This is a genomic window from Micromonospora sp. H33, from assembly GCF_052068455.1.
GTDB lineage: Bacteria > Actinomycetota > Actinomycetes > Mycobacteriales > Micromonosporaceae > Micromonospora.
This window is the reverse complement of sequence record NZ_JBQHDE010000003.1, coordinates 82,835-108,259: the sequence shown is the minus strand read 5'-3', so window position 1 is coordinate 108,259 and position 25,425 is coordinate 82,835. Positions and strand designations below refer to the sequence as shown.

General features: G+C 73.8%; 20 protein-coding genes, 1 pseudogene and 1 riboswitch. Of the genes and pseudogenes, 9 read left to right on the top strand and 12 right to left on the bottom strand.

Going from position 1 to position 25,425, the window contains the following annotated elements; genetic code table 11:
- Positions 1-24: 24 nt before the first annotated feature.
- The gene (locus ACTMS0_RS09665; protein ID WP_441155156.1) at positions 25-1,227 is read right to left on the bottom strand and encodes an FUSC family protein; all 1,203 of its coding nucleotides are present in this window, start codon (positions 1,225-1,227) and stop codon (positions 25-27) included.
- A 255-nt stretch (positions 1,228-1,482) separates the two neighbouring features.
- On the opposite strand from ACTMS0_RS09665, the gene ACTMS0_RS09660 reads away from it, so the two are divergent.
- Positions 1,483-2,877, top strand: coding sequence for an FAD-binding oxidoreductase (locus ACTMS0_RS09660; RefSeq protein ID WP_441154805.1), 1,395 nt, complete (start codon positions 1,483-1,485; stop codon positions 2,875-2,877).
- 53 nt (positions 2,878-2,930) lie between these two features.
- Here the strand turns inward: ACTMS0_RS09660 and ACTMS0_RS09655 are convergent, their stop codons facing one another.
- Entirely contained in the window at positions 2,931-3,452 is a 522-nt protein-coding gene (locus tag ACTMS0_RS09655; RefSeq protein ID WP_441154804.1) for a hypothetical protein, read from the bottom strand.
- Between the two features lie 86 nt (positions 3,453-3,538).
- Complete coding sequence (locus tag ACTMS0_RS09650; protein ID WP_441155155.1) at positions 3,539-5,356, bottom strand: glycerol-3-phosphate dehydrogenase/oxidase; 1,818 nt, start codon at positions 5,354-5,356, stop codon at positions 3,539-3,541.
- Positions 5,357-5,954: 598 nt separating this feature from the next.
- Between ACTMS0_RS09650 and ACTMS0_RS09645 the strand changes: the two genes are divergently transcribed.
- From ACTMS0_RS09645 to ACTMS0_RS09635, 3 genes are all read left to right on the top strand, one after another.
- Complete coding sequence (locus ACTMS0_RS09645; RefSeq protein ID WP_441154803.1) at positions 5,955-8,429, top strand: S8 family serine peptidase; 2,475 nt, start codon at positions 5,955-5,957, stop codon at positions 8,427-8,429.
- A 91-nt stretch (positions 8,430-8,520) separates the two neighbouring features.
- The gene (locus ACTMS0_RS09640) at positions 8,521-9,450 is read left to right on the top strand and encodes a GNAT family N-acetyltransferase (RefSeq protein ID WP_441154802.1); all 930 of its coding nucleotides are present in this window, start codon (positions 8,521-8,523) and stop codon (positions 9,448-9,450) included.
- An 85-nt stretch (positions 9,451-9,535) separates the two neighbouring features.
- Positions 9,536-9,736 carry a hypothetical protein gene (locus ACTMS0_RS09635; RefSeq protein ID WP_441154801.1) on the top strand — a complete coding sequence of 67 codons (201 nt, stop codon included), beginning with the start codon at positions 9,536-9,538 and terminating at the stop codon, positions 9,734-9,736.
- 57 nt (positions 9,737-9,793) lie between these two features.
- Here the strand turns inward: ACTMS0_RS09635 and groL are convergent, their stop codons facing one another.
- From groL to ACTMS0_RS09620, 3 genes are all read right to left on the bottom strand, one after another.
- Positions 9,794-11,416 carry a chaperonin GroEL gene (gene groL / locus ACTMS0_RS09630; protein WP_441154800.1) on the bottom strand — a complete coding sequence of 541 codons (1,623 nt, stop codon included), beginning with the start codon at positions 11,414-11,416 and terminating at the stop codon, positions 9,794-9,796.
- Between the two features lie 273 nt (positions 11,417-11,689).
- Entirely contained in the window at positions 11,690-12,544 is an 855-nt protein-coding gene (locus ACTMS0_RS09625; RefSeq protein ID WP_441154799.1) for a hypothetical protein, read from the bottom strand.
- A gap of 507 nt (positions 12,545-13,051) precedes the next feature.
- Positions 13,052-13,255 carry a cold-shock protein gene (locus ACTMS0_RS09620; protein WP_067305333.1) on the bottom strand — a complete coding sequence of 68 codons (204 nt, stop codon included), beginning with the start codon at positions 13,253-13,255 and terminating at the stop codon, positions 13,052-13,054.
- Positions 13,256-13,466: 211 nt separating this feature from the next.
- On the opposite strand from ACTMS0_RS09620, the gene ACTMS0_RS09615 reads away from it, so the two are divergent.
- On the top strand, positions 13,467-14,012 hold the full coding sequence (locus ACTMS0_RS09615; RefSeq protein WP_441154798.1) for an N-acetyltransferase family protein: 546 nt from the start codon (positions 13,467-13,469) through the stop codon (positions 14,010-14,012).
- Between the two features lie 65 nt (positions 14,013-14,077).
- Here ACTMS0_RS09615 and paaN read toward each other — a convergent pair whose 3' ends face one another.
- The 4 genes from paaN to ACTMS0_RS09595 all read right to left on the bottom strand — a co-directional run bounded on the left by paaN (position 14,078) and on the right by ACTMS0_RS09595 (position 18,962).
- Positions 14,078-15,751, bottom strand: coding sequence for a phenylacetic acid degradation protein PaaN (gene paaN, locus ACTMS0_RS09610; protein WP_441154797.1), 1,674 nt, complete (start codon positions 15,749-15,751; stop codon positions 14,078-14,080).
- 52 nt (positions 15,752-15,803) lie between these two features.
- Positions 15,804-16,823, bottom strand: a complete 1,020-nt coding sequence (locus ACTMS0_RS09605; protein WP_441154796.1) for a GNAT family N-acetyltransferase — start codon at positions 16,821-16,823, stop codon at positions 15,804-15,806.
- 311 nt (positions 16,824-17,134) lie between these two features.
- On the bottom strand, positions 17,135-18,421 hold the full coding sequence (gene thrC, locus ACTMS0_RS09600; RefSeq protein ID WP_441154795.1) for a threonine synthase: 1,287 nt from the start codon (positions 18,419-18,421) through the stop codon (positions 17,135-17,137).
- 10 nt (positions 18,422-18,431) lie between these two features.
- A riboswitch (SAM riboswitch) is annotated at positions 18,432-18,568 on the bottom strand.
- Between the two features lie 202 nt (positions 18,569-18,770).
- Complete coding sequence (locus ACTMS0_RS09595; RefSeq protein ID WP_441154794.1) at positions 18,771-18,962, bottom strand: GntR family transcriptional regulator; 192 nt, start codon at positions 18,960-18,962, stop codon at positions 18,771-18,773.
- Positions 18,963-18,989: 27 nt separating this feature from the next.
- On the opposite strand from ACTMS0_RS09595, the gene ACTMS0_RS09590 reads away from it, so the two are divergent.
- Positions 18,990-19,697, top strand: coding sequence for a DUF4232 domain-containing protein (locus ACTMS0_RS09590; protein WP_441154793.1), 708 nt, complete (start codon positions 18,990-18,992; stop codon positions 19,695-19,697).
- On the opposite strand, the gene ACTMS0_RS09585 is transcribed toward ACTMS0_RS09590, so the two are convergent.
- Both ACTMS0_RS09585 and ACTMS0_RS09580 read right to left on the bottom strand, forming a co-directional pair.
- Complete coding sequence (locus ACTMS0_RS09585; RefSeq protein WP_441154792.1) at positions 19,692-20,621, bottom strand: ABC transporter permease subunit; 930 nt, start codon at positions 20,619-20,621, stop codon at positions 19,692-19,694. The genes ACTMS0_RS09590 and ACTMS0_RS09585 overlap by 6 nt on opposite strands.
- Positions 20,621-23,488: an alpha/beta fold hydrolase gene (locus ACTMS0_RS09580; RefSeq protein WP_441154791.1), complete on the bottom strand. Its 2,868-nt coding sequence runs from the start codon at positions 23,486-23,488 to the stop codon at positions 20,621-20,623. The genes ACTMS0_RS09585 and ACTMS0_RS09580 overlap by 1 nt, the downstream gene beginning before the upstream one ends.
- 377 nt (positions 23,489-23,865) lie before the next feature.
- Between ACTMS0_RS09580 and ACTMS0_RS09575 the strand changes: the two genes are divergently transcribed.
- The 3 genes and pseudogenes from ACTMS0_RS09575 to ACTMS0_RS09565 all read left to right on the top strand — a co-directional run.
- Positions 23,866-24,012, top strand: coding sequence for a hypothetical protein (locus tag ACTMS0_RS09575; RefSeq protein ID WP_441154790.1), 147 nt, complete (start codon positions 23,866-23,868; stop codon positions 24,010-24,012).
- Positions 24,013-24,057: 45 nt separating this feature from the next.
- Complete coding sequence (locus tag ACTMS0_RS09570) at positions 24,058-24,690, top strand: hypothetical protein (RefSeq protein ID WP_441154789.1); 633 nt, start codon at positions 24,058-24,060, stop codon at positions 24,688-24,690.
- 64 nt (positions 24,691-24,754) lie between these two features.
- Positions 24,755-25,355, top strand: a pseudogene (locus ACTMS0_RS09565) (AAA family ATPase); the annotation flags it as partial.
- Positions 25,356-25,425 lie beyond the last annotated feature (70 nt).

Sequence of the window (25,425 nt, the reverse complement as noted above, 5' to 3'; positions counted from 1 at the left end):
CAGCCGGGCGGGCCGGCGGCGGCCTCAGCCGATCGGTGGGGCGGTGGGCGGCTTGGCCCCGCCCTCCGGCTCGGCCGGCTGCCCCGGCTGCGGCTCCAGCTCGCCGAAGGACTTGCGGATCCAGCGGTTCGCCTCGTCCTGGCTGATGCCGGAGGCGACCAACAGGTCACTCGCGGCGGTACGCACCTGCGCGACCACCACGCTGCCGGAGAAGCCCACGCCCTCCGCGTACGCGCGGCCGGCCTCGCTGACCGCGCGCAGCGACCGCTCGCGGGCCTTCTCGGGCTCCTCGCCGACGGCGAACTCGTGCTTGAGCAGCCGCACCGACTCGGCGAGGTGGGCCACCGCGTCCGGCATCGGGTCGGGGATCTGCTCCTCGTCCTCGATGAGGGTGACCGCGCGCCGGATCAAGGTGCCGCTGTTGCGCATCGCCCGGTCGATAGGTTCGGCCGCCTCGGAGTAGTGGGCGAGCTCGTCGCGCCGGTGCCAGCGCGCCGGCGACAGCATGGCGGTCTCCTTGGCGCCCTCGATCGCCTCGCTGAACGCGGCCAGCTCCTCCTTGTTGTTGCGCAGCCGTTCCAGCGCCGCCTGGACCTTGTCCCGGTCCCGTTCGCGCAGGCCGTTCGCGGTGACGTCGAGCTGGGCGGCGAGCAGGTCGAGGGCCGGGCGGGCGGCCCGGTTGAGCACCCGCAGCGGGTTGAGCGGCAGCAGCACCGCGGTGACCAGCAGCGCGATGCCGCCGCCGACCAACGCGTCGACGAAGCGGGGGATCTCCAGGTTCGCCGTCTGCGGGCTCAGCGTCACGATCAGCACGGCGGTCGCCGCCGCCTGGATGACGATCGCGACGCTGGCCCCGGCGAAGACGGTCAGGATGATCGCCGTCGTCACGACGAGACCGAGCTGCCAGGCGCCGGTGCCCAGCAGGTAGATGAGAAAGTCGCCGAGGGCCACCCCGACCGCCACCCCGACGATCAGCTCGATGGTCCGCCGGAACCGCTGGCCCACCGAGACGGCCAGGGTGCCGACCGCCGAGATCGGCGCGAAGACAGGCTGGGGGTTGCCGAGCAGCTCGTGCGCCGCCAGCCAGGACAGCCCGGCGGCGAGTCCGGCCTGGACGGCGAGGCCCAGCGCCATGCGGACGCGGTGCAGGCGGTCGTGCAGGGTCGCCTTGCCACGGTGGTGCAGCTGGTTCACGGCCTCGGCGATCCGCGCGCCGTCGATGTCCACGCCGCCGTCGCGCAACCCGAACCGTTGCGCCAACGAGCGTTGTTCGTTCCGGGCCACGGGAGGTACTACCCGTACCGCGCCGTCCGAATCCTGCGGTGGCCCTGCGCCGCTGACCTCCCACCGCTGACCGCGATCTTGCACTTCCTGCCCCGGCGAATCGGCTCGCAAGGGGCGGATCAAGGGCCGAAAGTGCAAGATCGTGAGGGTCGGGGACCGGGTTTGATGATCAGGTGACGGGGGTCGTAGCCTCGGCGCATGGGTCCCCTCCTCGATGAACTGCGTGGCGCGCTCGGTGACGACGCCGTGCTGACCGATCCGGACCTGCTCCGGATGCACGAACGGGACGAGGCGGACCTCTGCGCCTCCGGCACGCCCCTCGTGGTGACCCGGCCGCGCGACACCGCCCAGGTGGCGGCGGTCGTCCGGGCGGCGGCCCGGCACGGCGTACCCGTGGTGCCGCAGGGCGCGCGCACCGGGCTGGCCGGCGCGGCGAACGCGATCGACGGCGCCGTGGTGATCAGCACCGCCGCGATGGACGCCATCCTCGAGATCGACCCGGTCAGCCGGATCGCCGTGGTGCAGCCCGGCGTGGTCAACGCGGCGCTCGCCGCCGCCGTCGCCAAGCACGGCCTCTGGTACCCGCCCGACCCCGGTTCCTGGGAGTCGTCGACCATCGGCGGGAACGTCGCCACCAACGCCGGCGGCATGTGCTGCGTCAAGTACGGCGTGACCACCGAGTACGTGCTCGGCCTGGAGATCGTGCTCGCATCCGGCGAGGTGCTGCGTACCGGCCGGCGGACCGCGAAGGGCGTGGCCGGGTACGACCTGACCCGGCTCTTCGTCGGCTCCGAGGGCACCCTCGGCGTGATCACCGAGGTGACCGTCGGGCTGCGTCCCGCCCCGGCGGAGTCGCTGACCATGGTGGCGGTCTTCCCCTCCACCGCCGCCGCCGGCGCCGCCGTGGCGGAGATCGCCGCCCAGGGGCTCTCCCCCAGCCTGCTGGAGCTGCTCGACCAGACCCACCTTCTGGCGATCGAGGCGTACCGGCCGATGGGGCTTCGGACGGACGCGCAGGCGCTACTGCTGGCCGCCGTGGACACCGGCTCGCGGGCCGCCGAGGACCTGGCCGGCCTCGCGGCGGTCTGCGAGGCGGCCGGCGCCGACGAGGTGTACGCGGCCACCGACGCGGTCGAGGCGGCGGCGCTGCTCCAGGCGCGGCGGCTGGCGCACCCGGCGATGGAGAAGTTCGCGGCCGACACGTACCCGGCCGGCAACGGCGGCCTGGTCATCGACGACGTCGCGGTGCCCCGTGGCGCGCTGGCCGCCCTGCTCGACGGGGTGGCGCGGATCGCCGCCGAGTGCGACGTGCCGATCGGCGTCGTGGGCCACGCCGGGGACGGCAACCTGCACCCGAACATCGTGGTGGACCGGGCGGACCCGGCGAGCCTGGAACGCGGGCGCCGGGCCTTCGACGAGATCATGCGGCTGGGGCTCGACCTGGGCGGTACCTGCACCGGTGAGCACGGGGTCGGCCTGCTCAAGCGGGACTGGCTGGCCCGGGAGATCGGCCCGGTCGGCGTACGGGTGCACCAGGCGATCAAGGCCGCGCTCGACCCGACCGGCCTGCTCAACCCCGGCAAGGTCCTCTGAGCCACCGCCGGTCCCGAGTCGCGCGCCGGCCGCCGCGCCGGGTCAGCGCCGGCTCAGGAGGTCGGCTCGGCCGGGGTGGCCTGGGTCAGCAGCAGCAGGATCTCGTGGGCGATCGGGGGCTGCTCCTCGCCGGGGCAGTCCTGTGAGGTGATCAGACCCGACGAGGTGAGCAGGCTGGAGGTCAACGCGTCGAGGCAGGTGACCCGGTACTGCCGAGCCTGGTCGGTCTCCTTGGTCAGCCCCGGGTCGGCGAGCAGAGTCTGGAGACGTGCCAGCTGCTCCGGCGTGAGCGCGCCGGTCGACGTCACCCCGTCGCCGGCGCAGTCCACGCACTCCCACCGGCCGTCGACCTCCACATTGAGTGTCCGCAGTGGCCCGGTCTCGCCCAGCTTCTGGATCAGGCTGACCCGGCCCTCGCTGATGGTCGCCGCGTTGCCGAGTTGCTGCTGGGGCGACGCCGCAGGGTTGCCGCTCGGCGAGCCGTCCGCATCGGCGCCCGAACAGCCGGTGAGCACGGCCGCCAGCACTGCGGCGACGGACAGCAAGACCGGGCGCGACCAGGATGCGGCAAGCACGCGCCGAAACCTACCCCACCGTAGGTAGCGCACGTAACCCACCGACCGGTCGGGCATCGATGATGGACGTTCCGTAGGCGGATCGGTCAGCGGGACGAGGACGGAAGTTCAACCGCGTCGCCGTCCCCGCCGCGGTCCGCGGCGAAGCCCCGGACGTCCGGCGCGCCGAGCCGGGCCGCGTCGGCGGTCGCGTCGTCCGGCATGAGCTGGGAATTCCGCTCGGCCGCCACCCGCGCCCGGTAGTGCGCGATCTCCCGCGCCCGTACCTCGGCGTCCCAGCCGAGCACCGCACCCATCAGCTCCGCGGCGTGCTCTGCGGACTCCAGGCCGCGGTGGGCGGTCTCGATGGAGATCCGGGTACGCCGGGTCAGCACGTCCTCCAGGTGCAGCGCCCCCTCGGCGCGGGCCGCGTAGGTCACCTCGGCGGCCAGGTACTCGGGTGCGCCGGCCAGCGGCGAGGCGAGCAGCGGGTCCGCGTCGATCAGGGCGAGCAGTTCCAGGGTGAGGGTGCCGTACCGCTCCAGCAGGTGCTCCACCACGCCGACCGGTACCCCGTGCCGGCGCGCCAGGTCGGCCCGGTCCCGCCACATCGCCGCGTACCCGTCGGCGCCGAGCAGCGGAAGGTCGGCGGTGCGCGACGGGCGCACGGACCCGAGCCGGTGGGCGGCCCGGTCGACCACGTCCGAGGCCATCACCCGGTACGTCGTGTACTTCCCGCCGGCGACCAGCAGCAGGCCGAGCATCGGCTCGAACACCGCGTGCTCCCGGGACAGCTTCGAGGTGGAGTCCGCCTCGCCGGCCAGCAGCGGCCGCAGACCCGCGTACACGCCCTCGATGTCGGCGGTGGTGAGCGGCCGGTCGAGGACGGCGTTGACCTGCGCCAGCAGGTACTCGATGTCGCGGGCGGAGGCGGCCGGGTGGGACCGGTCGAGCCGCCAGTCGGTGTCGGTGGTCCCGATGATCCAGTGCCCGCCCCACGGGATGACGAACAGCACGCTCGTCGCGGTGCGCAGGATCAGCCCGGTCTCGCCGGTGATCGCCGACCGGGGCACCACCAGGTGCACGCCCTTGGACGCCCGGACCCGCACGCCGGGGCGCAGCCCGACGTCGTTGAGCATCCGCGACATGTCGTCGCTCCACACGCCGGTGGCGGCGATGACGGTGCGGGCGCGCACCTCGAACTCGGCGTCCGGCGAGCCGGCCGGCGCCTCCAGATCGCGGACGCGGACTCCGGTGACCTCCCGGGCCTGCCGGATCAGGCCGACGGCGCGGGCGCTGGTCACCACCGTCGCGCCGAGGCTGGCCGCGGTGCGGGCGAGCGCGACCACCAGGCGGGCGTCGTCGACCTGGCCGTCGTAGTAGCGGATGGCACCGGCCAACCCCTCCGCCTTCAGGCTGGGGAAGATCCGGCGGGTGCCCTCGCGGGTCAGATGCCGGTGCAGCGGCATCCCCCGACCGCCGCCGAAGATCCCGGCGAACGCGTCGTACGTCGCCACGCCGGCCCCGTAGTAGGAGCGGCGGAAGACCCGGGCCGGCAGGTCACGCAGACCCTTGCCGGCTGGCAGCGGCACCAGGAACGGCACCGGCCGGACCAGGTGCGGCGCCAGGCGGGTGGCGAGCAGGCCCCGCTCGGTGAGCGCCTCGTGGACCAGGTGGAACTCGAGCTGCTCCAGGTAGCGCAGGCCGCCGTGGATCAGCTTGCTGGACCGGCTGGACGTGCCGGCGGCGTAGTCACGGGCCTCGACCAGGGCGACCTTGAGGCCACGCGAGGCGGCGTCCAGCGCGGCGCCCGCGCCGGTCACCCCGCCGCCGATCACCAGGACGTCGAAGCGCTCGGCGGCCAGGCGGCGCAGGTCGGCGGCCCGCCGCTCCGGGGAGAGCTGGCCGGCTGCCGCTCGGGACACGTTGGGGTCGCGCACGCCTCCACCGTAACCGCCCGGACCGCGTGGACGACACGCACGACGCCCGTACGTCGCGGCCCGATCGACGCGAGCGACCCGACCACCCACCGTGATCGGGCGACCGGCTCCGCCAGCCGTCACATATTGTCACCGTCCACCGTCCCGGCAGCCCGCCCTCTCATCGACCTCAGCTCTCTGAGAATCTCTGACCAGGACTTATGCCGCCGCCGGCTCGCCATGCCACAGACCCCGCCTCCGCGCCTTTGCTCTGCACCCTCATATGCACCGGGCGCACTCCGTCACCGGTGCGTCTATGGCTGCAGAGCAAAGGCCGACGAAGGTGGTGGTCACCCGGCCCCCGCCCTCACATTCTGTGACGATGCGGTGCGGCGGACACGGCGCTTCGTAGATCTTGGAAGATTTCGGCCCTTCGAGGGGCCGCTCGTTTCCAAGATCTCATTCCGAGTGCGGTTCGGGCCGTGGCGCTGCCGACTTTGTGGCGGCGACGTACTGTTTGCCCGTGCAACCTGAAGGCCCGGGACACCTCGCCCCGACTCCGCACGGCGCAGAGCCGGGAAGTCCCTGGGCGGTGGTGGCCGCCGTGTCCACCGGGCTGTGGATCGTCGGGCTCATCGTGCTGTCTCAGGTCGGTGGATGGCTGGCCGACCAGATCCGGCTGGCCTCCGGGCTGGACCGGGCGGTCTGGCTCTGGCCGGTGGTGGCCGTCGCCGTCGTGCTCCTGGCCGGTACACCCACCCTGGCCCTGGCCCTGGCACCCCGCTCGGCCGCCGTACGCACCACCGGTCGCGTCTGGCTGGTCGGACTGCTCGCGTTCGGCGCGTTCGGCCTGCTCCGGGCGCTGCCGCCGGTGCACCACGAGGCGCACCTGGCCGCACTGGCCGCCACGGCCGCCCTGGCGGCACTCGTCGTGCGGCGGCTGCGCCGCCGGACGGCCGTCACCCCCGTCGCCGCACCGCCGGGTGGCCCCTACGCGGCTCCCCTGACCGCACCGGCCGTACCCCCGACCGCGCCGGCCGCACCGGCCGCACCCCCGGCCGTACCCCCGCCGGCACCGGGCCCGGCGGTCGGGAGCGACGGCGTGGCGGACGAGCGGCGTCCCTGGGCCCAGGGACGGGTGTCGCGTCCCGCCCCGGTGACGCTGCTCGGGCTCGCGGGCGGGCTCGCGCTGCTGCTGCCGTGGGTGTGGGTCGGCGCGCTCGGCGGGCTGCTGGAGACGCTGCTCGCCGGGCTCGCGGCGGCGGCCGTCGGCGGGTTGGCCGCCGCGTTGCTGGGCGACGCCTTCTGGTCCCGGTTCGCCATCGGCACGCCGCCCCGACCGGCCCACCTGGTGCTGGTCGGCGGCCTGGTCGCCGGCGTCGCGCTGCTGCCGCTCGGCGCGGGCGTCGGGCAGTCCGGCGCGCAGCTCCCGCTCCTGCTGACCCTGCCCCCGGCCGGCTTCGCGCTGGCGGCCCTGGCCGCGGCGGGGCGGCGCACGGCGGTCGGCGGCGGGGCGGCGATCGCCTGGCTGGTCGGGCTCGGCGTCCTCGGCCCGCTCGCCTGGACCGACAACGAGGAGATCACCCTCGTCCTGGCGGCCACCCGCGACGTGCCGTTCTGGGTGGCGGTCGCCGCCGGCGCCGGGCTCGCCGTCGCGGTCCTGCTCGCCGCCGCGTACGGCGTCCTGCTTGCCCGCCGGCACGCCACCACACCCCACCGGACGGTGGCCGCGGTGGCGGCCGCCGTCCTGCTGCTCACGACGGGGCTGGTGGCTGTGGGACCCGGCCAGCCCGGTCTGCACGGCGAACGGCTCTTCGTGGTGCTGCGGGAGCAGGCCGATCTGAGCGGCGTACCCGACACGACCGGTAGGGCCGGCCGCGACGCCCGGGCCACGGAGGTCTACCGGCGGCTGGTCGAGACGGCCGACCGCACGCAGGCCGACCTGCGGCGCGACCTGCGCCGCTTCCGGCTGGACCACACCCCGTACTACCTGGTCAACGCGATCGAGGTCGACGGTGGGCCGGCCGTGCGGGCCTGGCTCGCCGGCCGCCCCGAGGTGGACCGGGTCCTGGTCAGCCAGCGGGTGCGGCCGCTGCCCGCGCCGGCGGCCACCACCCGCGGGGACGCGCCCGCGCCGAACGGTCCCGGGTGGAACGTCCGGTTGATCGGCGCCGACCGGGTCTGGTCGGAGCTGCGCGTGACCGGCACGGGCGTGACGGTGGGCAGCTCCGACTCCGGTGTGGACGGAGCCCACCCGGCACTCGCCGATGGCTTCCGGGGCGGGGACGACTCGTGGCACGACCCCTGGGACGACACCGTGACCCCGACCGACCAGGGCGGGCACGGGACCCACACGCTGGGCAGCGCCGTCGGCCGCAACGGCGTCGGCGTGGCCCCCGGCGCCTCCTGGACCGGCTGCGTCAACCTGGACCGCAACCTCGGCAACCCCGCCTACTACCTGGACTGCCTCCAGTTCATGCTGGCGCCCTTCCCGGCCGGCGGGGACCCCTTCACCGACGGCCGTCCGGAGCGCGCGCCCGACATCCTCACCAACTCGTGGGGCTGCCCGACGCTCGAGGGCTGCGACCCGCGCGCCCTGCGGCCGGCCACCGCAGCCCTGGACGCCGCCGGCATCCTGATGGTCGCCGCCGCCGGGAACACCGGGCCGTACTGCCGCTCGGTCGACGACCCGCCGGCTCCGTACGAGGACGTGCTGACCGTCGGCGCGGTTGATCGGCAGCGCCGGGTGGCGGAGTTCTCCTCGCGTGGCCCGGCCCCCGGCGGAACGGCGAAGCCCGACCTGGTGGCGCCCGGCGACAAGGTGCTCTCGGCGATGCCCGGTGGCGGGTACGCCGAGCTGAGCGGCACGTCGATGGCGACCCCGCAGGTGGCGGGTGTGGTGGCCCTGATGTGGTCGGCCAACCCGGCGCTGGTCGGTGACCTGCCCCGGACCCGGCGGATCCTGGCCGAGACCGCGATCCCGGCCCAGCCCGGGAACGACACGTGCGGCGACGCGCGGAACGTGACCGGCGCCGGTCTGGTCGACGCGTACGCGGCCGTGCGTGCCGCACAACGGTGATGATGGACCCCTTCTCAACGCCGCGCGAGTAAACGCGAGTAAAAGGGCCCCTTCTTAACAGTTGAGCCTCCGTGGCCTAGGGTCGGCGTCCATGGACCTGGAGATCGTTGAGCTGAGCCCGGACCGGCTGCCCGCCGTCGTGGAGCTGTGCGGCCGGGCGCTGGACCTGCCGGAGGACGCGACCGAGGCACCCGCCATCGTGGACGTGCTCTGGTCCCGGGCCGCCACCGACCGGCCGGTGGTCGCGCTCGGCGCGTACCGGGAGGGCCGCCTCACCGGCGTACTCATCGGCTCGCTCTCCGGCCGCGACGGCAGTCACGGACACGTCGACCTGGTGGCGGTGGATCCGGCACAGCGGCGGCGCGGCGTCGGGCGGGCGCTGCTGTCGTACGCCGAGGAGAAGCTCGCCACGCTCGGCGCGGTGGAGGTGCTGTTGGCCGGCAACCCGCCGTACTACGCCTGGCCGGGCATCGACGTGCGCTACACGCCGGCGGTCTGCGCGGCGCAGGCACTGGGCTACACCCAGGACCGGACGGCCTGGAACATGACCGCCGACCTGTCGTACGACGGCAGCCCGGCCCTGCGCACGACGGCGCCGGCGGAGGAGCGGCTGGCCGGCGAGGGTGTCACCGTACGGCGGGCGGAGCCGGCGGACCTGCCGGCGCTGGCGGCCTTCGCGCGGTCGGTGTTCGGCGGCACGTGGGACGCGGAGCTGGCCGGCTCGGTGGGCCGTGAGCTGGCGGGGTGTCACCTGGCGGAGCGCGGCGGCGAGGTGCTGGGGTTCGCCGCGTGGGGCTCGTCCCGGCCGAGCTGGTTCGGGCCGATGGGCACCGCGCCGGCGGCGGAGGGCTCCGGCGTCGGCGGAGTGCTGCTGCGCCGCTGCCTGGCCGATCAGCGGGCGGCGGGGGTCACGGCCGCGCAGATCGGCTGGGTGGGGCCGGTCCGGTTCTACTCGGGCAGCGCGGGCGCCCGGATCGAGCGGGTCTTCTTCCTGTACCGGAGGACGCTCGCGGATCGATAAGGGGCGAATAGGATAGATCACCTGATAGCGTCATTTGCCCCCGTCGCCCATCGACGCCCCCTACCGTTTCGGTAGAGGAGGCGCCATGACCACGGACGACGAACGGCCCGGCCCGTTGCCCTTCGACCGCCTCGACTACGGCGACGCGGAGCAGCGGGTGGAGATGGACGGCACCGACGACCCGCCGGTGGACGAGCCGGCGGCGGTGGTGGACGAGCCGGTCCAGGTACCCCAGCCGTACGACCGGACGCACAAGCGGCGCAACCAACGGCCGTTGCCGACATGACGAAGAGGGGCGGACCGCTGACGCGGCCCGCCCCTCCCGGTGTTGTGGAGCCTGGACTCAGAAGTCCATGTCCCCGCCACCCGGGCCCGCCGGAGCGGCCGGGGTCTTCTCCGGCTTGTCCGCCACGACAGCCTCGGTGGTGAGGAAGAGCGCCGCGATCGACGACGCGTTCTGCAGCGCCGACCGGGTCACCTTGGCCGGGTCGATGATGCCCGCGGCCAGCAGGTCCACGTACTCGCCGGTCGCGGCGTTGAGGCCGTGGCCCGCCTCGATGTTGCGGACGTGCTCGACGACGACGCCACCCTCGAGGCCGGCGTTGACGGCGATCTGCCGCAGCGGGGCGTCCAGCGCGATCTTGACGATCTGGGCGCCGGTCGCCTCGTCACCGGTCAGGTCCAGCTTGTCGAAGGCGCTCTTGCCGGCCTGCACCAGCGCGACGCCACCACCCGGGACGATGCCCTCCTCGACGGCGGCCTTCGCGTTGCGGACGGCGTCCTCGATGCGGTGCTTGCGCTCCTTCAGCTCGACCTCGGTGGCCGCGCCGACCTTGATCACCGCAACACCGCCGGCCAGCTTGGCCAGGCGCTCCTGCAGCTTCTCGCGGTCGTAGTCGGAGTCGCTCTTCTCGATCTCGGCCCGGATCTGGTTGACCCGGCCCTGGATCTGCTCGGCGTCGCCGGCACCGTCGACGATGGTGGTCTCGTCCTTGGTCACCACGACCTTGCGGGCGCGGCCCAGCATGTCGGGGCCGACGGCGTCGAGCTTGAGGCCGACCTCCTCGCTGATGACCTGGCCACCGGTGAGGATGGCGATGTCGGCGAGCATGGCCTTGCGGCGGTCACCGAAGCCCGGCGCCTTGACGGCGACCGACTTGAAGGTGCCGCGGACCTTGTTGACGACCAGGGTCGCCAGGGCCTCGCCCTCGATGTCCTCGGCGATGATCAGCAGCGGCTTGCCCGACTGCATGACCTTCTCCAGGATCGGGAGCAGGTCCTTCACCGAGGAGATCTTGCTGTTGACGATCAGGATGTAGGGGTCGTCGAAGACGGCCTCCATCCGCTCCGGGTCGGTCATGAAGTAGGCCGACACGTAGCCCTTGTCGAAGCGCATGCCCTCGGTGAGCTCGAGCTCCAGGCCGAAGGTGTTGCTCTCCTCGACGGTGATGACGCCTTCCTTGCCGACCTTGTCCATCGCCTCGGCGATGATCTCGCCGACGCTGGTGTCACCAGCGGAGATGGAGGCGGTGGAGGCGATCTGCTCCTTGGTCTCGACGTCCTTGGCGAGCTTGGACAGCTCCTCCGAGACGCTCGCGACCGCGGCCTCGATGCCCCGCTTCAGGGCCATCGGGTTGGCGCCGGCGGCCACGTTGCGCAGGCCCTCGCGGACCAGTGCCTGGGCCAGGACGGTCGCCGTCGTCGTGCCGTCACCGGCGACGTCGTCGGTCTTCTTCGCGACCTCCTTGACCAGCTCGGCGCCGATCTTCTCGTACGGGTCCTCGAGCTCGATCTCCTTGGCGATGCTCACACCATCGTTGGTGATGGTGGGGGCACCCCACTTCTTCTCGAGCACGACGTTGCGGCCCTTGGGGCCGAGGGTCACCTTCACGGCGTCGGCGAGCTGGTTCATGCCCCGCTCGAGGCCGCGGCGAGCTTCCTCGTCGAACGCGATCATCTTGGCCATACGGCGTTGTCCTCCTGGACACTCACGGGCCACCCGAGTGTGTGCCCGGATGGGCCGTCTGGTGTACGCACCTTGGGACGTCGCCACCTGGCGACGGCGACGTCCGCCGGCCGGGCCGGATAGCCCGCGACGACCGGCCATGTGCCGCACCGGCGTCTCGCGACGCCGGCGCGGCCGTGGCCCTACCGCCCCGACCATTGGCACTCACGGTCTGCGAGTGCCAATGACTTGTTTAGCACTCTCCCTTGCCGAGTGCAAGCACGACCGACCCGGTCAGCCGAGTTCGGCGGCCAGCCGCGCGGCGTTCACCGGCCCCTCATGAGCGCGCTGCTCGGCGTACGTCACGACGAGCCCGACCTGCTGCGCGAGGTGGGCCGGAAGGGACAGCAGCGCGGTGAGAGCCGCCACGACGAGGATCCCCGCGGCCGTGCCCGGCGACTCCAGCGGAGCGGCGCCCAGCGGGGCCGCGGCCAAGCCCTCGATCACGCCGGCCACCACGGTCACCACCACCGCCACGGCCGCGATCAGCGCCACCCGGCCGAGCACCAGCCCGAGGCGCTCGTGGAACATCCGGAACGAGCGGCCGATCGGCGCCTGACGCTCGAAGAGGTACACCGGCCCGGCCAGGCTCAACGCGAAGGCGAGATAGATGCCGGGAAGCACGCAGAAGCACACGCCGACGCCGATGAGCAGCCCCATCAGCAGGGTCCAGCCCCAGAGGCCGAGCGCGCGACGCAGGCCGTAGCGGAAGGCCCCGCCGAGGCTGACCGTCTCGCCGGCCGCCTGACGGGCGATCACCCACGTGCCGGCCGCCCACCCGAGGCTCTGCACCAGACCGAAGACCACCGCGCCCCCGATGGTGACAGCGAGCAGCGTGCCGAGATCCGCAGCGAAGCCGTCGGGCAGGGCGGCCGGATCGTCGGCCGCGGCGGCCTCCCACTCGGCGCTCGGGTCGACCGCGTACGTGAGGATCGCGACCAGCGCACCCGGCAGCACCTGGGTCAGCAGCAGGATCGGCAGGAGCAGCCGCCATCCGCGGCGTACCGCCCCCAGACAGCGGTTGAACCAGCCCTCCAGGCCCGCGCCCGGCGGAGTGACCAGTGGATCGGCCGGGTCGAAACCCGGCATGGTCCAACCGGAGAACGGCGGCGGGGGCCAGACCGGAGCGCCGGGGTAGCCGGAACCGGGGGTGCCCCACGGCTGGGCACCGCCCGGGCCCCACGGCTGTCCCGCAGCCGGATACGACGGGTACGGGTAGGGGGTCGGACTCCCGGGGGGTGGCGGCGGCCCGGACGGGTCCCACGCGTGCGGCGACGGGGCGGGCGGCGGCGCGGCCGACGTCCCCGGATCCGCGGCGGGCGGGGCCGGCGGCGGCCCGGACGGGCCCGACGGAGTCCCCGGATCCGCGGCGGGCGGGGGCGGGGTGGCGCCGGGCACCGGGTCGGGATCGCCCGGCGCTGGCGGCGGCGCGGCCGGGGGTGGCTGGTCGGACAATGAACCCTCCTCAGCGATGGCTGGAACGGTTCATGATCTTCCCTGGTGCGGTGCCGGCACCGCACCCCCGAACGGCCGTGGTTCTCGGCGGATCACGGCCGTCGTCGGGCGGCCCTGCCTGACGCTGGGCCGGTCGTCGGCTCAGGCGATGACGCGCACCCGCTCGGCCTGGGGCCCCTTCTGGCCTTGGGCGATCTCGAACTCCACCCGCTGGCCGTCGTCCAGCGCCTTGTAGCCGTCCATCTCGATGGCGGAGAAGTGGACGAAGACGTCCTGGCCGCCGTCGACGGCGATGAAGCCGTAGCCCTTTTCGGAGTTGAACCACTTCACGGTGCCCTGTGCCACGGTGCACTTCCTCACTCTGCGCGGCGTTCCCACTCACCCGGGGGCCGGGCGCGCCGGACCGCGGGCGGCACCGGCTCGGCGATCGGCGACGGCCGCTGAATCGGTGACCGAAATCGCACGCTACACGAGGCGTGACGGCGGCGCACGACCACAAATCGGGCATATTCCGAGCGATCCGCATTGCCGTTCATCGCTGTGGTAGGCATTCGGCATGACGAGCACTCCGGGCGGGCCCGGCCCGGGGCAGGTGGCAGCGGCAAGGGCGCAGGTGCGGCGGGTCCGGCCGCGCGACGCCGCCCGGATGCGGGCCCTTCGGCTGGAGATGCTCGCCGACGCACCGCTCGCCTTCCTGGAGACGATCGCCGACGCGGCCGCCCGCCCGCACGCCGAGTACGCCGCGCGAATCGCGTACACGGCCGTGGGCACGGACACCGCCCAGTTCGTCGCCGACCCGGGCGGCCGCCTGGTCGGGCACGCCGGCGGCACGGTGGCTCCGGAGGAGCCGGGGCTCACCGTCGTCTACGCCGTGTACGTCACACCGACCTGGCGGGGCACCGGGCTGCTCGGCGACCTGATCGACTCGGTCGCCGGCTGGTCGCGCGCCTGCGGCCGCCCCGAGCTGATGCTGGAGGTCGTGGTCGGCAACGACCGGGCCTACCGGGCGTACCAGCGGCTGGGCTTCGTCGACAGCGGCGTACGCGTGCCGCACCCGACGATCCCGACCCTCACCGAACTCCAGATGCGCCGCCCGGCGTGAGCCGGGGTGTTGACAAGGGCCCCTTCCGCTACCAGAGGCGTTGAGAAGGGGCCCCTGCTTACACCTCAGGCGTGGCGGCGGCTCTGCACGACGCGGAACCGGTTGGCCACGTACGCGCCGTCCGTCAGCGCGGCGTTGGCCGCCGCGTTGGCGCCGCTGCCGTGGAAGTCGGAGAACGCCGCCGACTGGTTCACGAACACGCCGCCGGTCAGGTTGGCCGACAGGTGCACCCCGACCTCGATCGCCGCGGCCTCGGTCGCGTCCAGCACGGCCTCGTCGCGGGAGTAGACCGCCGCGGTCAGCGCGCCCTTCTCGCCGACGGTGGACCGCAGGATCTCCAGGCTGTGCGCGGTGGAGTCGGTCGCGATGGCGAAGGAGATCGGGCCGAACCACTCCCGCGAGTAGGTCGCGGTGTCACCGGCGTCCAGCTTGACGATGGTCGGCGTCCGCACGACCGCGCCGGGGAAGGCGGGGTGCTCGACGGTACGGGACTCCAGGACCGGCTCGCCGACCTTGGTCACCTCGTCGAGGCGCTCCAGCACGCCGTCGTTGACGATCGCGCCGGTCAGCTCGACGCCGCGGGCCGGGTCGGCGGTGAGCTTGCCGACCGCCGCCGCGATGCCGGCGGCCACCTCGTCGAAGCTCTTGTGCCCCTGGTCGGTCTCGATGCCGTCCCGGGGGATCAGGATGTTCTGCGAGGTGGTGCACATCTGCCCGCTGTACAGGGTCAGCGTGAAGCCCAGGTTGCGGCACATCCCGGTGAAGTCGTCGGTGGAGTCGACCACCACCGTGTTCAGGCCGGCCTTCTCGGTGTAGACCTGCGCCTGCCGGGCGTTGGCCTCCAGCCAGTCGCCGTACTCGGTGGAGCCGGTGAAGTCGACGATCCTCACGGACGGGTGCAGGGCCAGCGTCGAGGCGAGCTTCTCGCCGGACGCCTCGGGCGCCAGCAGGACGAGGTTGGGGTCGAAGCCGGCCTCGGCGAGCACCTGCCGGGCGTACTTCACGGTGATCGCGAGCGGCAGCACCGCCCGCGGGTGGGGCTTGACGATGACGGGGTTCCCGGTGACCAGCGAGGCGAAGAGCCCCGGGTACGAGTTCCAGGTGGGGAAGGTGTTGCAGCCGATCACCAGCGCCACGCCCCGCGGCACGACGTGGAACGTCTTGGTCATCCGCAGCGGGTCGCCCTTGCCGGCCGCCTTCTCCCAGCCGGCCGTCCCCGGGTGCCGGGTCATCTCCGCGTACGCGTAGGCGAGCGCCTCCAGCGCGCGGTCCAGGGCGTGCGCGCCGCCGGCTTGGAAGGCCATCACGAACGCCTGGCCGCTGGTGAACTGCACCGCGTTGGCCAGCTCGAAGATGTTCCTGTGCAGCCGGTCCAGGATCTCCAGGCAGACCCCCACCCGGGCCTGCGGGCCGGCGTCACGCCAGCCGGGCAGTGCGGCGGTGGCCGCGGCGACGAGCTGGTCGGCCGCCGCGTGCGGGTAGCGGACGTCCAGGTCGACACCGAACGGGCTGGCCTCGGTGGCGACCGTGCTCCCGTCGCCGGGCTGGTCGAGGGGGAAGTTACGGCCGAGGTACGCCTCGAAGGCGGCCTTGCCGTCGGCGGCGGCCGTCTCGCCGTACACCCGCGGGCTGGGCGACTCCGGGTAGGCGGACCAGTACCCGCGCTCCGAGATGGCGGTCAGCGCACGGGTGAGGGTGTCGGCGTGCCTGTCGTACAGGGGGTGCGGGGTCTCCGTCATGCCCGCCATCATGCAACAGAAAGCCGCACGATCAGTAGGGGCGTGTCACAACTCAGATCGTCAACTGCCAGTCGGTCCAGCCGTCGACCGGGCGGAAGCCGAGCTGCTCGTTGATCCGGATCATGTGGTCGTTGACCGCGGCGTTCCAGGTGTCGACGGCCCGGAGCTGCGGCTCGTGCGCCAGCGCGTACCGCAGGTTCTCGGCCTTGACGAGGAGACCCAGCCGGTGCCCACGGTGGTCCGGGTCGACGATCGTGGTCTGCTGCCACGCGTGCCACGGCGAGCCGGGACTGACGTCGAGCATGGTCCAGGCGACCAGCCGGCCGGTCGCCTCGTGCACCGCCCCGTAGTGGTAGGTGCGCCGCCCCCGGGCCGCGAGCGCCTCCTCGACCCCCCGGATCCGCCCGGCGTCGATCTTCTCGGCCTCCATCTCCAGGTCACCCAGCGGCGCGTCGGTGTTCATCCGGCTCTCCAGCCGGGCCACGTCGGCGACGTACTCCTCCGGGACCGGGCCGTGCCAGCCCACCGCGCGGTACCCGGCCGTGTGCGTGCGGGCCTCCGCCAGGAGCGTGTCCAGCGCGGCGTGGTCGACGGTGGTGACGTCCAGCCGCCGCCGGACCTCCGCCAGCGCCGCCTGGGCGCCGGTGGTCGCGGCGAAGGCCCCGCCGGCCTCCGGCCGCGCCGGCCCGTCCGGCAGCGCCACCACCGTGTCGCAGTAGAGCCGCTTGCGGCCGTTCTTCCGGGCCTCCTCGACGGCGTACGCGAGCAGCGCCCGACCCGCGCCCCGGCGCCGGTGCTCCGGGTGGACGTTCAAGGTCACGCTGGCGTTGTCGGTGTTGTCGAGTTGCGGGAACCGCAGCTCGAGATGGCCGACCGCCACGCCGTCGAGCCGGGCGAGCGCGCGGGTCACGACGTAGCCCGGCATCGGGTGGGTCGCGTACGCGGCGAACTCGTCCCGCGTCTGGACCGGGAAATCGGGCAGGTCCGCAGCGGTGGCCGCGGTGACGATCCGGTGCGCCGCGTCGATCGCGGCCGGGTCGGCGGCGTCGTACGGGGTGACGGCGATGCTCATGGGAGCGAGCGTGCGCCGAAAACGCGATCGGGGCCAGCGGTTTTCCGCCGGCCCCGATCGGACGTGGTCGGGAGGGACGATCGCACAACGCCTCCGGCGCTGGGTCGTAAGAACTTCGCAAAGTCTCCGGCGAAACGCCCTCCCGCACGGAGCATCTTGCGCCGCCCGATTGCTGCCGTCAAGTCCTTCACGGCGCGTTTTCCGCACTCACCGCGAAAAGCCGATTACTGCGCGGATCGCCCGATCCCCCGTCCGGGCGATTCGTCCCGGTGCGGGCTAGCGGGCCCTCCCCGCCGAGCGGCGGTGCTCCGTCAGCCCAGGAGGCCGGCGTCGCGGGCGGCGCGCAGGGAGGGCTTGATCCGGTGGGTGGGGCCCACCTGGCCGGCGACGGCGTCGAGCGTCTTCAGGCCCTCGCCGGTGTTGAAGACGACGGTCTCCGCGGCCGGGTCGAGTCGGCCGGACTCGACGAGCTTGCGCAGCACCGCCACCGTCACCCCGCCGGCCGTCTCGGCGAAGACGCCGGTGGTCCGGGCGAGCAGCCGGATGCCGGCGCGGATCTCGTCGTCGTCGACGTACTCCATCCAGCCTCCGGTGCGGCGGACGGCTTCGAGGGCGTACAGGCCGGCGGCCGGGTCGCCGATGTTCAGCGACTTCGCGATGCCGGTCGGCTTGACCGGGGTGATGGTGTCGCTGCCGGCGTGCAGGGCCGTGGCGATCGGGTTGCAGCCCGCCGACTGGGCGCCGAACACCTTCCAGCCGCCCGCCGGCGCCTCCACCAGCCCGATCTCGACCAGCTCGCTGAACGCCTTGTCGATCTTCGTCAGCAGCTCGCCCGACGCCATCGGGATCACCACCTGGGCGGGGATCCGCCAGCCGAGCTGCTCGGCCACCTCGTACCCGAGCGTCTTCGACCCCTCGGCGTAGTAGGGGCGCACGTTCACGTTGACGAACGCCGTGTCCTCGAACTCGTCGGTCTCCACCAGCTCACCGCAGAGCCGGTTCACGTCGTCGTACGACCCGTCGATGGCGACCAGGTCACCCCCGTACACGGCGGTGGTGATCACCTTGCCCTGCTCCAGGTCGCTGGGGATGAAGACCACCGACGGCGCGCCGGCCCGGGCCGCGTGGGCGGCGACCGAGTTGGCCAGGTTGCCGGTGGAGGCGCAGGCGAACCGGTTGAAACCGAGCGCCCGCGCGGCGGTCAGCGCCACCGAGACCACCCGGTCCTTGAAGGAGTGCGTCGGGTTGGCGCTGTCGTCCTTGACCCACAGCGGCGCGGTGATGCCCAGTTCGGCGGCGAGGTGCGGGGCGGCCACCAGAGGGGTCAGCCCCGGGTCGAGGGTGACCCGGGTGGCCGGGTCCTGACCGGCGGGGAGCAGCGCCGCGTACCGCCAGATGTTCTGCGGACCCGCCTCGATCTGCTCGCGGGTGACGGCGGCGAGGGCGGCGGCGTCGTAGTCGACCTCCAGCGGGCCGAAACACTCGTAACAGGCGTGCTGGGCGGCCAGCGGGTAGCGGGCCGAACAGGCGCGGCAGACCAGGGCGCGGGCGGGGCTGCTGGCGGTGTCGATCCCCGAGGGGGCGATCGTCGACGTCATGTCGAGAGTCCTCTCATCTTTCCCCGGCGTCGCACTCTGCGGCGGGGACGGAATTGGCACCTGCCCCGCCGGTCGCTCTGCGATGAGCGCGCGGGGTGGTTGCCGGGGCGTCGTCGGGCCGTATCCCTCAGCCCCTCTGGATGAGGTATGCAGTTGTGCTGCCGAGTCTAAGCAAAGGCCGGCGGCTGTCCACCGTCCGTTCCCACGCTGTGGCCAGATGTGACCTACTCCGCAGCGCCGAGGTGCCCCTTCGCTCCCTGTCGAGCTGCCCCATCTGTGCGACCGGCCACCTCTTCGAGATCTTGGAAGGAAATGGCCCCTCCCCCCAGGGGCCGAAATCTTCCAAGATCTACGGTGAGTTCCCGCGCTCCCGAACGTAGACGCCGCGCCCTTGGTGGCCCTCGACCAGCCCCTCGGCGCGGAGGATCAACATCGCGGAGCGGATGACCTGCGTGGAAACCCCGTAATGAGCGGCGGCCAGGAACGCGCTCTGGTCCCATGAACGGGGCAGCTCGACAGGACGCCGTGCGCATCCGGCCACCCACAGGGCCGGCGCGAGGATCGGCGGGTGTTCCTCCGCAGGACCCTGATCCGCTGCCGGCTCGCCGTGCCGCTCGCCGGGATCGTCCTGCTCGCCAGCTGCGGGCCGACTGACCCGCCCGAGGCCGGGCCGGTGCCGGTACGGCTCCCGTCGCCGCCCCAGGTCACCCCGTCGGCCGGCGTCGACCCGATCACCCCGTCGGCCGGGGTCGACCCGATGGCGGACTGCCCGGCATCGGGCATCCGGATCCGGGCGCTCGGCGTCAGCGCCCCCATGGGGCTGCGCGCGCTCGGCGTGGAGCTGGTCAACTGCGGCACGCGCGCCTACCCGCTCCACGGGTACCCGGCGCTCCGGCTGCGGGACGCCGACGGCGGCCCGGTGCCGGTCCGGGTGATCCCCGGGGCGAAGGGAATCACGTCGGGCTTCGACGACCCGCCCCGGCCGCTCGTCCTCGCCCCCGGTGAGCGGGCGGGCGCCGCCGTGCTCTGGCGCAACCTGGTCACCGATCCGGCCGTTGTTGCGACGAACGCCGAGCACCTGGAGGTCGCCCCGGCCGCCGGCCAGCCCGGGCAGGAGGTCGACACGGACGGGCCGATCGACCTCGGCAACACCGACCGGATCGGGGTCAGCGCGTGGGAGAAGCGCGAGCCGGCCACACCCGCCCCGGTGCCACCCACGCCGACGCCGGGAGCCCCAACCGAGGGCGCGCCCACCCCGGCGGCCTCGCTGCTATGACACGACGTCCTTGCGGGTGAAGCGCCAGAAGGCCAGCCCCCAGAAGATCGTCGCGTAGCTGACCGCCGAGATGGTCCCCCGGACCACGTCGTCGGTCTGCACGGGCGTGGAGAGCAGCCCCAGCCAGGCGGTGCTGTAGTGGGTCGGCAGGAAGGTACGCAGCACGCCCAGCGCGGTGATCTGGTCGAGGATGCTGGACAGGATCCACAGCAGCACCGCGCCGCCGACCGCGCCGAGCGCGGCGTCCGTCGACACCGACAGCAGGAACGCCAGGCCGGCCACCACGAGGAGTACGACGGCCAGGTACCCGAGCACCGCCAGCAACCGCAGCAGCCCCTCCCCCGGCTCCAGTTGGGCGGCGACGGTGCTGCGCAGCGGCTCCCACCCGTACCGGAGGGTGCCCAGCAGCAGGGCGGTGCCGGCGAGCGTCAGCAGGGCCAGGGCCGAGTACGCGAGCGCGACCAGCAGCTTCACCGCGAGCAGTCGGGCCCGGGGCACCGGTACGGCGAGCAGGTAGCGCAGGCTCCCCCAGCTCGCCTCGCTCGCCACGGTGTCACCGCAGAACAGCGCCACCACGACCACCAGCAGGAACGACGCGGAGACGAAGATCGTGAACAGGGTGAAGTTGAGCCCGCCGGTGGTGGCGAACTCGATCAGGCTGCCGAACTCGCCCCGCCCGTTGTCGTCGTCGTCCCCCGAGTCGAACTGGAACGCGATCAGGATGATCAGCGGCAGCAGCACCATGAACCCGAGCGCGAGCTGAGTACGCCGTCGGGCCGCCTGCCGCCGGAACTCGGCGACGAAGGGCAGCGTGGCGGACGGACGATAGCCCGCCGCGGCACCGGAGGCCGCGCCGCCGGGACCGCCGGGACCGCCCGTACCGCCGGGACCGCCCGTCCCATCCTCGACAGTCGTTCCCGCCATCACCGGTCCCCGCTTCCCCGAGAGTTCTCGCCGACCAGGGCGAGGAACGCGTCCTCCAGGCGGCGCCGGGGCACCACCCGGTCCACCCCGATGCCGGCCCGGACCAGCTCGGCCACCACCTCGCTGCGGGCGGTGCCGTTGGTGTCCACGACGAGCTGGCCGTCACCGTCGGGGAGCACCCGGACGCCCGCCAGGCGGTCCAGCACGTTCCGCGCGGCCTCCGGGTCGGTCACCTCGACGAGGACGCTCGGCGACTCGCCGACGATCTCCTCGACGGGGCCGGACGCGACGATCCGGCCCTTGTTCACCACGACGGCGTGGGTGCACGTCTGCTCCACCTCGGCGAGCAGGTGGCTGGACACCAGCACCGCGCGCCCGCCGGTGGCGTACCGCTGGAGGACCCGGCGCATCTCGGCGATCTGCGGCGGGTCGAGCCCGTCGGTCGGCTCGTCGAGGACCAGCAGCTCCGGCAGGCCGAGCATGGCCTGGGCGATCGCCAGGCGCTGCTTCATGCCGTGGCTGTACGTCTTGATCTTCCGGTGCACGGACGCGCCCAGGCCGGCGATCTCCAGCGCCTCGTCGAAGTGCGCGTCGTCCCAGGGCCGGCCGGTCGCCCGCCAGTACGCCTTCAGGTTGTCCAGTCCGGACAGGTGCGGCAGGAAGCCGGGGCCCTCCACCAGCGCGCCGATCCGGGACAGCACCGGCGAGCCGGGCACCAGCCGGTGCCCGAACACGTAGATCTCCCCGGCGGTGGGCTGGGTCAGCCCCATCAGCACCCGCAGGGTGGTGGTCTTGCCGGCGCCGTTCGGCCCGAGCAGGCCCACGACCTGCCCCGGGTGCACCTCGAAGTCCACGTTCGAGACCGCGACGAAGCCGTCCGCGTACTCCTTGCGGAGTTCCCGGACCACCAGCGGCGTGTCCGCGTACGCCGGGTGGACGCTGCTCTCCTGGCGGCGGTGCCGGCGGCGGAGCACGGCGACGAGCACGACGAGCCCGATCGCGATCGCGGCGAGCAGGCCGGCGAGGACCCAGCGCCAGACGGTCGCCGTGGTGGGGATCGGCTCGCCGGTGACCGTGGGCAGGGCGACCGCACCGCCGCCCAGGGCCACGGTGTGCACGGTCGGCTCGACCGGGGTGGCGTACGCCTGGTCGGAGGTCGCCACCACCAGCCGCAGCCGGTGCCCGGCCTCGATCCGGCGGACGATCGCCGGCAGGGTGACGGTGACCGGCGCGGCGTCCTCGACCTCGCTCGGCAGGCCGGTCAGCCGGACCGGCGCGACCAGCCCGTTGGGCAGGGTGGCCGCGCCGCTGGGGTCGACGTCGTAGAGCTTGACGAAGAGCACCGCCTCGCCGGTCGGGGACGCGGCGCGGATCGAGACGGTCGGCGCGCCGACCACGTCCACCGCCTCGGGCAGCGGGGCGGACTCGAAGCGGGCGTGCTGGCCGGGGATGTCTCCGGCGACCCCGCCCAGCAGCGAGGAGAGTTCCCCGGCGAACGGCACCGACGAGATCGCGGCCGGGTTGCCCGCCGGCGGGTTGGCGATCCGCTGCGGCGGGCCGGCGACCACCACCTCGCGGCGGCCGGTGCCGGTGACCCCGGGGTAGTCGGTCGTGCGGTAGCCGGTGGCGACCAGCCCCCGGTCGAGGGCGTCGAAGCCGGCGATCCGGGAGAAGGTGAAGTCGTCGCCCGGGGTCGGGCCCGCGCCCTTGACGTAGTGGTCGAGCCACTGCACGGTCAGGAAGTTCACCCGGTCCGAGTCGGTCGTCGGGCCCTCACCACCGTCGTGGCCGCCGGTGAACCAGGCGACCCGCACCGGGGTGCCCTTGGCGGCGATCCCCCGCGCGTTCGCGTCGGCCTCGGTGAGCGGGAAGAGGCTGTCCGCCGCACCCTGCACCAGCAGGGCCGGCGCCTCGATCCGGTCGAGGACGCCGGCCGGGCTGGACCGGCGCAGCAGGTCCACGCCCGCCTGGTCGGCGCGGCCGGTGGTGGCGATGCGCAGGTACGCGGCGCAGACGTCGGCGGCGAACCGCCCGCACGACGGGTCGGCGGCGCCGGCCGGGGCCCGACCCGGGCCGGTCCCGGGGCCGGCGGTCGGGCCGGGGCTGGGCGGCCCGGCCGAGGCGGGGGCACCCTCCGGCTGGGCACCGGTCGCCCCGGAAATGCCGGCCGGCCCGGAGCCGACGTTCCCGCCGCCGCCGAAGAACAGCCCCGCCCAGCTCTTCTTGAACACGCCCTCGACCGGCTCCTTGCCGGTGTTCTCCGGCAGGAACGCGCGGGAGAGGTCGTTCCACGTGATCATGGGGACGATCGCGTCGACCCGCTGGTCCTGGGCGGCGAGCAGCAGCGCCAGGCCGCCGCCGTAAGAGCCGCCCACCACGCCGACCCTCGGGTCGCCGGTGGCGTCGGTGCGGATCTCCCGTCGGGCGGCCAGCCAGTCCAGCAGCCGCTGCGCGTCGCGCACCTCGTAGTCGGGGTGGTCCAGGTGGATCTGCCCGCCGCTGCGCCCGAAGCCGCGGGCCGTCCAGGCCAGCACGGCGTACCCCCGGCCGGCGATCTCCTCGGCGTCGGCGCGTACCGACTCCTTCGTGCCGCCGAAGCCGTGCGCGAGCAGCACCGCCGGCACCTTCGCGTCGGCGGACGCGTCCTCCGGCAGGTAGAGCGTGGTGTCCAGGTCGACCGGCTCGTCGCCCGACGGTCCGGACCGGACGGTGAGGAGCGCCGACTCGGTGCGGAGGTCCGACCCCTGCGGGCGGACGGCCCAGGCCACGGCCGCGGCGAGCAGGACGACGACCGCCGCGGCGGCCACCGCGCGCCGGCGGGTGGGCAGGGCACGCCGGATCCGCGCGGCCGAGAACGGCGATCTCATGCGGCACACGGTACGGCCCGGATCCTGAGCGTTGCCTGAGATCCGCCGTACGTTCGTCCGGTTGCCCCGATCGACGCGCGGGACCGGGGCGGCCGCGTCGCGGCCCGTCCATCCAGCGCGATGAATTCGGATCACGTGAATTCGGATCTTCAGCGGAAATCGCCCTCATCCCTTCAGATCGCTCCCACGATCACACGCAGGGTGCCGGCCCGGTCAACCACACGTCACTTTGCGCTAGGTGACGGGAAACTGACTGATTGACGAGGGGAAGGGTGCGCGGAGCGTCGGTTAGTTTCCGGGTCCGGTCCGGTGCATGGGACTGGACGTCGATCCCGGTGCCAGCCCACCCCTCGCCTCCGCCGGAGGAGTAACAGACCATGACCGTCCCCGCGCCGCGGGCCCGCCGGCGACCCTCCGCCGCCGGCCGCCTGCTGCCGTTGCTGCTGTTGCTGGCACTCCTCGCACCGTTGGGCGTCCTCTTCGGCCAGTCCTGGCGGTCCACCGACGAGGACCTGGGGAGCTGAACCGACGGGCGGTCGAACCCGTTTCCTCGATGAGGGGTGGTCGTGATGAGGGGTGGACTGGACGAGACGCTGGCCCGGCTGGCGCGGCGCGAGGAAGCGCTGCGGCGGCGGGGCGCCGAGCCGGGGACGGAGGGGGACTCCGTCCGGCTGCCCGGCCCGGAGGCGGGCCGCCGGGAGCCGGGGCAGGGCGAGGCCGCGCGCGCGGAGGCCGCGCGTGGGGACACCGGGCGCGGTGAGGCCGGCCGGAACGCCGGCCCGGCGTGGCCGGACCACCGGGACGCGGGGGTACGGCGCGGCGCGACGCCGGCGGCGTGGCGGGACGACCCGACCGGCCGGTCGGCCGGCCAGCACCGGGCCGAGGCTCCCGGACCGGACCCGGTCGAGGAGGTCGCCGAGGCGGTACGCCGGATCGTCGAGCGGCACCTGGGCCTGGCGGTCGCGGTGCGGGTGGAGCACGACGGTCAGGCGTACCCGCTGGGGGTGGCCTGGTCGGGCGGGAGCGTGACGGTCAGCGCGGAGCCCGCGGTCGCGCCCCCTCCGGCGTGGCCGCTGTCCGCGCGGACCGTGCCGGACCGGTCGTCCGGGCCGGACGGCGTACGGCCGGACCCGGCGGCCCGGCTCGCGGACCTGATCCGCCACGACCCGTCGCTGCTGACCGACATCGACCCGCCGCGCTAGCCGGGCGCGGGTCGGTAACGCGTCGGCAGGGGTGCTCTTCCCCGCACCGGCTATGGTTCGGCGGATGGGGGAATCGGAGCTCACCCTGACCGCGTCGCTGCGGCCGGCGGCGCTGGACGCCCGGCGCGGCATCGTCCGGCTGCACCCGGAGGCGCTCACCGCGCTCGGGCTGCGCCCCGGTGACCCGGTCCGGCTCGCCGGCCGGCGGGTGACCGCCGGGATCGTCGCGGCGGCCGAGCCGTCTGCCGGCCCGGGGCTCCTGTACGCCGACGACCTGACGCTGGGCAACCTGGGCGTACGCGACGGCAGTCAGGTGACGGTCCGCCCGACCCCGGTCACCGCCGCGCGTCGGGTGGTGCTGGCCGGCCCGGCAGCGGTGGTCGCGGCCGTCTCCCCGGAGATGCTCCGGCTCGCGCTGCTCGGCAAGATGGTCACCGCCGGGGACGACGTCTCGCTGCTCCCGCAGGACGTGCTGCCGGACGCGTCGGTGCGCAGCCTCGTCGAGGCGGCCCGGAACAGCCTGTCCAACCGCGTGGGCTACGCGTGGACCAGCACCCTCCTCACGGTGGTCACCGCCGAGCCGGACGCGGCGGCACTGGTCACGATGGACACGGTGGTCGCCTGGGAGCACGGCCCGGCCACCCACGGCTCCGCGACCCCCGCGACCACCGCCGAGCGCGATCACGATCCGCGCACTTTCCGGGAAAGAGGGGCCTCCACGGCGCCCGAAGCCAC